General features: G+C 41.2%; 5 protein-coding genes and 1 pseudogene. All 6 read right to left on the bottom strand.

What is annotated here, in order from left to right:
• Positions 1–100 (bottom strand): annotated as a pseudogene (locus tag F607_RS33425) (IS200/IS605 family transposase); the annotation flags it as partial.
• A 335-nt stretch (positions 101–435) separates the two neighbouring features.
• On the bottom strand, positions 436–816 hold the full coding sequence (locus F607_RS0104190) for a MarR family winged helix-turn-helix transcriptional regulator (RefSeq protein ID WP_211233591.1): 381 nt from the start codon (positions 814–816) through the stop codon (positions 436–438).
• Between the two features lie 71 nt (positions 817–887).
• Positions 888–1,175 (bottom strand): putative quinol monooxygenase, encoded by a 288-nt coding sequence (locus tag F607_RS0104185; RefSeq protein WP_027707065.1) that lies wholly within the window; start codon positions 1,173–1,175, stop codon positions 888–890.
• Positions 1,176–1,532: 357 nt separating this feature from the next.
• Positions 1,533–2,819 carry a retron St85 family RNA-directed DNA polymerase gene (locus F607_RS0104180; RefSeq protein ID WP_027707064.1) on the bottom strand — a complete coding sequence of 429 codons (1,287 nt, stop codon included), beginning with the start codon at positions 2,817–2,819 and terminating at the stop codon, positions 1,533–1,535.
• A gap of 8 nt (positions 2,820–2,827) precedes the next feature.
• Positions 2,828–4,690 carry an SWIM zinc finger family protein gene (locus tag F607_RS0104175; protein ID WP_027707063.1) on the bottom strand — a complete coding sequence of 621 codons (1,863 nt, stop codon included), beginning with the start codon at positions 4,688–4,690 and terminating at the stop codon, positions 2,828–2,830.
• Complete coding sequence (locus F607_RS0104170; RefSeq protein ID WP_027707062.1) at positions 4,683–11,204, bottom strand: HEAT repeat domain-containing protein; 6,522 nt, start codon at positions 11,202–11,204, stop codon at positions 4,683–4,685. Before F607_RS0104170 ends, F607_RS0104175 begins: the two co-directional genes overlap by 8 nt.
• Positions 11,205–11,212 lie beyond the last annotated feature (8 nt).

Below are 11,212 nucleotides of genomic sequence, written 5' to 3'. Positions count from 1 at the left end.
TTCTGATTTTACCGTAAAGTATTTTTCTTCTTCCTTTTGGCACAAAAACCAAATGGTACTTACAATCCCATTTAGAATGACTTAAGCTTTGATATGACATGTGCATTGTTTCCTTTTATGTGGGCCGCCAAGCCACTGGAAACTTTACACATGTCTTCTTTCTCCATAAAACTGAATCTAGAGGCCAAGCCTTGAGAGTCACACTAGTCAAACTAGTGGCTTACCTGTCAACGAGTTAATCACCATAGTTAGAAAGCAATCGGTTAACTAAAGGAACAATATAAAAAAACATCAAGGGTACAAGGATTACAGTCATTATTAGTGACTTTAATTCAAGTGAAAAAGATAAATCTAATCTCTGTATGACAAATAGAAAAGTCGTTACTATTGGATAGACAAATGCCCATATACAAAAGACGTGTAACAGTTGTTTATTCATTTCTTCAAATCCATCATAAACTTACAGATTACATCAAAGTAACCAGGAAGAACTGACTCTAAAAACTTACATCCCTTTTCGGTTAAAGATACTTGTTTTGCTCGACGGTCTGATTGATCAGCTTTCATGACAATTAACTTTTCATCCACCATACTTTGCAAGGTTCGGGTCATTACAGGGCGAGATACATCGATACGGTCTGAAATTTCACTTACAAGTAAACTATCTCTTTCTGGTTCGCGGTCAATAACGATTAGAATAAGAAATCTTAGCTGAGAAGTATCATGGTCGGAGAAATATGCTTCTATTTGACGGACTAACAGACTGGCTTGACGCATCATCAGTAGAGCAGTTTCAACAGAATCTACGATTTCCATAGAGTGCTGCTTAGCATATCCCTGAATCATTTGTCTTGTTGGCAATTCCTTTAGAAAAAACATGATATTGCCTATCCCAGCTTAGATAGTTTGGTAATTTCTACAGGCTTTGCCAGCCACTCTTTGTATGATTCGAATACCGGCACAACATAAGGCATTGAGTAGTGGTTATCCAATGCAGCTTGATCGTCCCATTCTTCATATAGATACAGTGAAATATCACCTTCGTGAACGATGAATTGTCTACAACCTTTCTCTTTCAGAGTAGGCGTTATGATTTTCAAAATAGCAGTCTTTGCATCTTCGAAAAACTCGGCTTTCGGGGTTATTCTGGCAAGTATGAATAGTTGATCTGACATAACTGGCCCCTCTATAAAATTTAGTTATCATGATAACTAAATACCCGAAATATATCAATACACATTCCCAGCCCAGGGCAGGCTGTCGCAATGGTATAAATATTCTTCAAAATATACTTTTAACCCATATAGCTTTTCGCACATCAACAAAAGTTACTCTCATGACCCCAAGGTAATTACTGCTGCGATGACTGAAATTAGAAGCTCAGTTCGTTCACTATAAAAAATAAGCAGTAGCTATAGAGGTGCTGGATCTACGAGATCGCACCACTCAGCTAAATAGGGGGAAGAGAAGTTAATTTTATATGGTTTATAGCAAATCACTAAGGTTGACTGTTCTGTCGAACAATAGAACAGTTACGCGGATTGAACAATTTGCTGAAACTGCGTTAAAAAGCTTGCACCTAATTCTGGCTCAACCATGCGGATAAAATTAATTTTCCCTTGGAGTTGGGACAGCGTTTCATCCTCATGTAGTGACTTCCCTTTTGACAGATTATGTAGCATTGCACGTACTTCTCGTTTTGTTGCTCTAGGTACACGAGGCTGAGCGTGCTCATTAACCACTAATCCTGTAATTTGCTGACAACTTCCTGGCCGTAGAATACGTGTTTTTTTACTATTAATATTCAACCCTTCGTCTTTAACAACCTGATGCACAATACCTATTAGCTGTTTTATATTTGGCTCACTCTGAGAACCTGACCAACTAAATGTTAAATCATCAGCATAACGACTATATCGCCACCCATTTTTTTCAGCAAATGCTGTTAAGCGACGGTCCATGCTTTTACATAATATATTGGTCAATGATGGACTTGTCGGTGCCCCCTGCGGCAAACAACGATCTGCTAAAGCAATAAAATAAGTTTTATGCTCATGCTCAATACGTTCACGAGGCGCTTCTGTACATAATAATGCTAATAGTGTCGCTACTTGCTCTTTATACCCAACTTTACGGAATATACCTTTAACACGCCGCCAAGAAATAGAAGGGAAAAAGTCTGCAAGATCAAATTTAACTACAAGTTCGCTTTGTGTATGCTGTTGTGCATTCGTCAGAATAGAACGGCCACCCACAAAACCGTGAGCAGCGCCATGAATCAACATACGCTCAACAATGTTTAATAATATCCAACGTTGTGCTGCTTTTAACTTTGGCTTAGGAGCCCAAATGGATCGTTCTCCTCCACTTCGCTTGGGTATAGAAAACTGTTGATAATGACTATACTCAGCAGCGTTACGGTGGTAAGTAAACCAACGCAGTTCTTTTATCGTTAGTTGTAACTGTTCAGCAAGCTCAGCTGGAGTATGAATAACGGGCAATTGATAACCCACCAATGCTTTATCTGCATTTTCTCGGTCATACTTATCCCAGTCGTCATTATCATGCCAATAAACCTGATCACCTAAATAAACAATGTTATTTTGTTTATAAACCTGCCAAGCCTCTTGGTTCAGCTTTTGTATTGCTTCTGCTTCTTGTTTAAGCTGCTGTTTATACCGAGCAAGCTCTTTAGCCGACAGTTGTTTTGCATCCAACCGCTTAACCAAATAACCTTTTTTCTGCAGCTGCTTGTTTACATACGCGTCAATACTACCTGCGTGCTGTATATCCTGCCAAAGTTGCTGAAAGTCAGTCATTGGTCATACTACCTTGCTGTTGCATCAATAAAGCCACGAGCTAATAGACGTTGCTTTTGCTCATTAACGGCCGACTGCGCTGCTTGCTGAGTATTAAATACCCACTGCTGCATTCGTAATGAAGTACCTGCTTTTCCCCAACGCAGTGTTACCCGCTGCTGGTGACGTTGAACCAAGTAAACATGCTCGCTCTCCGCAACACGACGGGTAAAATAATGGCGCTCATAAATAGGGTCACTTTCAGGCTGCTGTTGTTGTTGAAAGTGTGTCATCCGCAAGGCAACAATATGTGCACATGGTCCCTGGCTCATCCCTTGTTTAACGAATGTGAAACAACTGCACTCTGCTTTACTGACATGACCTTCCTCAGTTACCTGAATCATTGTACTGATGGGTGATTTACTGTCAGCATTTAATGTCGCTGTTAACTCAATAGTATCACCTGGTAACCAATGCTGTTTAACATCAGAAACAGCACTCGTATCTAGTAAATTCATAGCATCAGCAGACACATCATCACGATAACGAAGCTGGTGGCTGTCCGGTATTTGATCCAATAAAGGCCGATAATAAAAACACTGTTGCAGCATGTTAAAACTAATTAAACCATGCTGAATGCCATGTTGAGTCAACGCAAGTATGTCTGGTGAAGATAGGCTTAATTCAGTGGCCAACGCATCCAAACGACGCGGTTGCTTTTGTAAACATGATAACAATGCATCGAATTGTTCAACGTTTATGGTTTGATGTCTTGGTAACAATAAGTCAAAGCGAGCAGCTTGAGACCAGTTTGCTGCAGTAAAACCACTTAATACCAAGGTTATTCCAACTCCTTCACCTTGAGCTTGCCAAATACTGGGTAAACCACTACCTAATAAATGAACAGAGATGTGTTTAGTATGAGACAAAAATGACTGTAAATGCTGTAACCGACGACGCCCCCATATTCGAATAACCTTAGGTTCTGAGCCTGTCCAGGGTTCTGCAGAAGACTCAATGACTTTTTCCCAAGGTTCTAAGACCAGTTTTGGGTATTGATTTGGCACCAGCTCAATTTTAATTCCACGCTTTTTACCTTTAACATCACGATTTAAACGTAAAAAATGCAGCACGTTATAAAGATCAATGGGGGCCAGCTTAAAGCTGTCACCTGGCAATTGCATGGCTGATTGAATCTGCAATAATCCTCGTAACCAACTATCAGGCAAGTGCGTTTGCTTTGCTAATACTTGTCCTTGCTGCGCTGTTTCCAGCCCAATGGCTTGCTGGCCTATATGGATTTCAGTGGTTTTATATTGCCGTAACTGTTGAACACCCTGAAAAAAATGTGCTGAAAAATCAACATTGGTGGTACCACAACTTATTGGTGACAATAACTCCAACTGGCTATGAGCAATACTTAACTGAGCATAACAACTCTCATCTTTACTAAATACTTCAAAAGTCGTGTAATCAGGATGAACACTTACCACAGGGTCTAATACGCAATAAGCGAGCAGATCATTTTCAGCCAGCCAGTCAAAATACGCTTGTTGCGCAGATAAAATATGACGACGTTGATTAGTACGCTGTAATTCTTTAAACGCTAAATATTGAGCGCGATCTTTTGGTTTGTAACGTAAATCACTACTGACTACCTGATATAAAGCAGATAAACCACTTCTCATGACTGTCGAACACATCAGTCGCGCATGAAGCTTAACAGGCTGTCGAGTCAGAGTACTGAATAGTGATAACTGTTGCAGCTTTTCCGAGGTATGAACACTACTGACCTGACTATAGGTCAACTCAACAGCTGTCGTACTTATTTCCATCACTTCAGCATTTTGGCTATTTAGTGGAGATAATGACTGCTGTGCCTTGTCACTCATACTGATCTCCTATTTCCAGTGATTTATCACTCGCATCATCGCCTAACACATCCGCTACACTCAGCTCAATTTTCTTACGTTGGCGAGCACGCTGGCTACTACGCAATGCACGATATGCTGTTTTTTGCAGAGAGGGTGATAGTGACTTGGCTTTAATGAGTTTTTCCAATGCAAACTCCGCATCTTCAGCTTGTAAGTAACCTAATGCCAGGAGTGCATCAGCACGCTGCTGTGTAATTAGCTGCTCATTGTTTATAAGTGCCAACAGTGACTCAATAGAGTGTTGTTGTTTGCCCGCCAATGCTAATAAGGGTTGCTGCGTGTCTTCTTCCAATCTTTGCAGTAACTCCAGCGAAGGCTGTCCTAACCAATTTTCTGCCAAAGCGTCAAAAGCATTAGTGGTGCTGTCAGCTATAGGTTCATTATGTACCTTACTCAATAATGTAAATACTTGTTGCTGCAAACTACCTTGAACATGATTTTTGAGTGACTCCAGCAACTCAATTAACGGTTCACTCATGGTATACGACTGTTGCAGCTGAAGCTGTATTACTCGAGCCATTAACGACTGAACAGCTAAATACTTTGCAGGTAACTGGTAGACCGTAGTAAGCACAATATCCGCAGCTTGGTGTTTAATTAAACACCAGACACCATCCCGCAAACAGTTCTTTAGTTGTTTTTGATCAAAGTTTTTCTGGTCTGCTTCAACAATGTGGAGTGGTAGCACTGAACGCCGGAAATATGTTAATTGCCGCTGACACATTGCTTCCACTGCTGCCAGTGCCGTGCTTGAAGGGTCACTCAAACGTCCTATCAACCTAGCAGCCATACCATTCACATCAGGATGCTCGTGAGTAATACCCTGTAATAATATGGACTCGTCATAAATGGGATTAGCTAAAAACCCTTGACTCAATAGTTGTTTGGTTTTAGCGCTACACTCTGCTAACAGCAGTAAACGCTTTAATCCATCCCCATAACGAGCAACACGAATTAATAATTTTTCATCCCAATAGTTTGCTTGATTTTTAAGCACCACATAATCAATTTCGCGTACCTGGTTGTCAGTAACAGGCCAGATATGCTCCGCCACTTCCATTGCTACACTGACAATACGCCTATTATCGTCCAGCTCAACCAAGTTAAATAAAACTCTCAGGTGTTGTGTATCTTGAGCAAATCGCATTTGCCTTAGCGCCTCAACACGATACCGAGGTAAAAATGCTTTATTTTTAATACACGCTACCAGAGCAGCCCAAGACTTGGGAGAATCAAACCACCTTAATGCTTTAATTGCGCGATCAATTTGTGATGCGTAATTATTTTCGCCTTGCTTCACTATTTTGGTTAGTAAGCTGAGTACTTTATCAGCTTGGTCTGTATGCTTGAGGTAACCTACTGCTTCTATCGCATCATCTTGTAGCGCATGTTCTTCATTGGTCGCAAGATCCAGTAATAAATCAACTGTATCTGCATCACCAAGACGACCTAAAGCAATGACTGCACGCTGGCGATTTTCATACGCTGGGTCCATATCAATGGCCGCTAACAAAATACGCTTACCCGCCCGATCACCCACCATTGCCAGGCCTTCTGCAGCAATAAAGCGCACTTGTGCTTGTCGGTGTGCAAGTAATTGCTGTAATAATTGGGCACTTGCCCCACGGTATCTTACACGCCATGTATAGTGTTCAAGTAAGCGATAAAACATCGCATCAGGCAAACACGGCATTATATTCGCGAGCAGGGAATTAATATCAGCAGACTCAGCAAACTTTAAAGGCTTTAAGAGTTTCTCTAAACGCTCAAAGTGACCTAAATTGACTAGCGTTTGCACCAGCTGCACAAGTAACTCATCACATAATGGATATTTCGTAGTTTGCAGTTGCTGAGTAGGTGTAATTTTTAAGGCTTGGTCATAACCACTGATAGTGGTCAAAGCATCCGTTACTGCTCGCGTATGCTGGTGCTTATTTAAAAGCTTAAGTAGTTGTGGTGCTAACGTTACCTGTCGATATTTAGCAACGATGGTCAGTAAATCCTCAGCAGGCAGTGACTTTGAGCGATTACTTTCAATCATTTGCATGACTGGCCCAACAATTTCAGGCTGATTAACCTGCCGTAAGGCATTCACAATTATGCGGGCTTCCCTTTGCTGCTGGCTATCGGCTAATAAGTTGAGTAGCACCACCATTGCCTGCGACTGCCCTTGTGGAACAAGCATTTTACCCGCTTGTAAATGAGCATCTTGTTGTGATGACAGTAATCCTTGCTGCTGATAAAGTGCAATAGCCACCTGCAAGGCTGTATCCCGCCAAGCTCCCTGCATCGCCTCAACTAAAATGGCAATTAATTCAGATTTGCCTTCTTCATAACTTTTAAGTAACCATTGAACAGTATTTGATCGAAGCTGAGCTGAGCTGGCTTTTGTACCTAGCGCAGCAGCTTGTACTTCACCTTTAAACTGAGCGTATAAAGTAAACGCCTCAAACTCCAAACCATCCGTACGTTCTTGTAAACACTGTTTTAACACAGCAACTTCTGCATAACTCACCCTTTCTGCAGCGATCAGTTGAAGACCTGCTTTAGCAATATCTAAGTACTGGCTCTGTAGGGCTTCCCCTATCAGCAATGGCTTTTGCTGAGTACGAGAAGACAGTAATGCCCAAGCACGCTGGCGAATATCTGCATATTTATCATGTAAACACTGAATTAATATGGGTTCAGCTTGTTGCCACCATACGCCAAATTGATCTGTTAATTTGATGATGGTTTGCAAAGTAGTTAGCCGTAAAGCAACTCCTTGTGATGACAGCAATTGTTGATGACTCAATAAGCCATACAAAATACCAAGTGCCCACTGTTGTAGGCATTGTTCACTCGTTGGAGGTATATTTTGTTGAGACTGTGTATCAGCATTAAGCAACAATTGCTGAATATCTTCTTGATAACGCTGTTTGAATCGCAACCAAATTAATCGTGCACGTTTTGGTTCTTCTGACACCCATGAAAATAACTGGTAAGCAAAGCGTGCTTTCAATGGCAGATTATCAGCCAAAAGAATAGCTGCCATGATGTTAAAATCATCCAGCGTTAGCAGTGTTTCAGTTGTTACATCTGTTGACAAAGTAGCCTGATCATCACCCATTTTTTTAGTAGAAGACCCAGACAGTTCACTACTCTCTTGCTGTAGCCAACATACAACACTTTGCTCAATGGTTTTCTGTAGTGCAGGCTTATCATTAAATACAGCTAATGCTTGAGCAACATAAAGGTGTAGCTGTAAATCACGCTGATTTAATAAGTCTAATAATGGAGTCGGGTCTAAGGCTTGTGGACAGGTATGGGGTAAAACCCCCAATAAAAAACCAAGTAGCGGCTGGTTCTGAATGACATCAGGTAATGTATTTCGGACTGTTAATGGCTCACTATGTCCTGCAACTGTTTTATTTAGACACAGAAAAACCGCCAATTGCTGCCACGAAGTCAAGGCTGAGTTTTTCTGTTCAAGAATACCAGCAGCCTCATGCTGACCCAACAACACCAAACCCAAAGCCGCATAGGCTTGCTGCAAAGTATTATCGACTTGCAATAAGCGTTGTAACAAACCTTGCTCAGCCGGCGTAGCACACCAACTTAATGCATAGGTTGCTGTGGTGGCTAGTGGCTGATGCTTATCTTGTAAATAAGGTTGAATATAAGGTATGGCGTCTGCAGAACCAAGTTCAGCAAGTGCCTCAAGCACTTCTATTTGACGGTTCTGCCATATTATTTTGTGCTCTTTACTTTCAGGTGCTTTTTCAGCCAGTAACTGACATAAAGCCTGTTGTGCGCGCTCATCACCAACCATCGTCAAGGCTTTTGCTGCAGCTATAACACAGTCTTTATGGGTTGAGCTTAATGCAACCGCAACTTCATCCCAAGCTTGAGCAATAATGAGAGAGTCAATTGCCTGATGACGTAGCTCGGGATCTTCATCTGCAATAAACGACACCAGCAGTAATTGTGCCGCATCAGAGTTTAAATCAATTAGCTGCTTTAATGCCTGCTGACGCAAATCCCTATGCAATGATTCTGCCGCATGCTGTAAGGGTTTTATTGGCTGATCTTCAAATTGCTTTTGAGCTGCAGCAAATGCCTGTGAACGAACCTCATAAAACCCATCATTAAACAACTGGATCAACAGATCTGGCTGCCAAGCACTCCTTTTATGTGCTAACAATTCATGTAAGGCAATAAGATGGCAGTCTTCAAAGTGACTATCCAATAATAAAGCTACACCTTCAGCTTTACCTTCTGACCAGGCTGTATTCAAACATGCCTTAGCGGCCTCTTGTCTTACTCGCTGATGAGGGCTGCTGATACCTTGCAATAACCAATACTTACGATAAGACGGCTCTACATCCTCAAGCATAGCCAACAAGCGCTGTAATCCTTGTAGATGCACATCTTCTGCAGTTGATTGCCATGCCAATGCAATCACTTGATAAGGCTCATCCATTAAGAGCTGTTCAATGGCACTGAACGCAGCCATACGTACACCACCATCTTTATCATTCAGCAACCATTGGAGATGTGAGAGTGCATGCTGATCTTTAAGTAATGACAGGGCATAACATACATCTAGACGTGTAGACTGCGCCTGATGATTAACCAATTGCAACAATACAGGAAGTGCACAGGGATGCTGCTGATGCGCTAAACAGCGAGCTGCTAATAAAACAATATCGGTATAATGAGAAACCGAGGCAGGCAGCAAAATATCTATATCATGCTGTGTAAGTAAAGGTACATTCGCAAACTGTTTTTCAAGCGACTTATGATTATTTTGACCATTCAGAGAAAAATCATTTATATCGGTTAATTGCCGTGCAATATATTCATCTGCTTGATATAAAAAAGCAGCAAGCGCTTTACGACTGAGAACCATAACCCAAAAAGCCGTATTTCGAACATCATTGTCCTGATCACTTAAACGCTGCCTTACAGCAATATTTACAGCAGAGTTCATTAATTGCTGCTGTTGATAGCAACGAATAAGCGCTGCCCTTCGAATATCAGAAAACTTTGTATTTAATGCATGTAAATAAATTTCAATTGTTTCACTTGTTGCTTGTTCAAGACAGTGCAGAGCATAATGTCGTATTCGATTATTATTGTGATTTAATGCTTCCATTAAAACACTTTGTGACTGTCCTTCTTCATTAGCATTCACCCACTCAGTCAATAGTGCTAATGCGGCAAAACCAATATTTTCATACTCTGTTTGTAATGCCTTTTGCGCTAAACGAATATCACCACGTTGCGTAATAGACTGTAGTGCCGTAAATGCATTGAGCCTAACGTCATCATCACTATGCTTAAGCTGTTTTAACCATAAGTTCAAACAACTAGGGTGACGTGCTTCAGTAAGGTATTTTGCTGCTAACCGCCTAAGCTCAACGTCCCGCTCACGCTCAACAACGTCTGCCAATAAACGAAGTGATTGTTGATCAAAGTGTTGGGCCAGCTGCTCAATACCTTGCTGTCGATGCTTTATATCACTTGCAGAAAGATTAAACTTTGCTTCAGCTATAGCGTCTTTAATGACTTTTTGCGACTGACCAAAACGGTGTTCAGCTGTAAGGGCTATTAATTGAATGGTATGGTCTTCACCCGCAACAGCTAACCAACCTTGTTCTGAATCTTGCACATAAGCCAAACCTACAGGCACTGGAATCTTACCTGTATAAGTCACTGATTGTCCTTTCGTCATTGGCCAGCTTTTTAGTGTTTTATCACTGGCTGCTGTAAACAGGCGATTTTCAGTAATGAATAATTCTTTAATCGCTTGCTTATGCATTGCGCTTTGTCCTCGATCCAGCAACGCAATGTCATCATGCCCAGTATGAATATCAATGCAATAAAATGTTTTATCTTGGCCACAACTGTATAAACGCCCATCCGTCTCACTAAAAGCTAACGCAGTAAAAGCCTGTTTATGAACTTCCTGTTGGAGATATAGCTGCCACCCTTTTTCTTCGGTAAAAGCATAAATAGTGAGTAAACCTTGTATGCTACCCACAGCAATATATTTTCCTGTTTTATCAACAGCCAGTTTTACACCTGGTTCCATAAGCGTCAGCTGTTGCTGTAACTCACCATTTTTTGTGCCAAGCAACCAAATATACTGCTGCTGTAAAACAGCTAATTGCTTGTCGGCGATAACAATCGTATCAATCTCTATTGATTCAGCCGGAGAAAATGGCACTGGTGTCAGTACATCGTCAGCAAGTGATTTTTTCCACAGCTGATGTTGGCTATCCATCAACCATAAAATACCTTCATCAATTGCTATATGCTTAGCACCGGTCGCTAAAACATCTCTTTTAAACTGCTTAGTTTTTACGTTGTAGTAATATAGCCCTGTTGGTTGCCCTTCACTATGCTCTGTCACCCAATACAACTGATTATCATGACCTAACAGAGCACGAATAGCACCTCGATAGGGTAAATAAAGCGTCTGGCTCATAACTTCTT

Source organism: Zooshikella ganghwensis DSM 15267, assembly GCF_000428585.1.
GTDB lineage: Bacteria > Pseudomonadota > Gammaproteobacteria > Pseudomonadales > Zooshikellaceae > Zooshikella > Zooshikella ganghwensis.
This window is presented reverse-complemented; position numbering and strand designations above follow the sequence as displayed.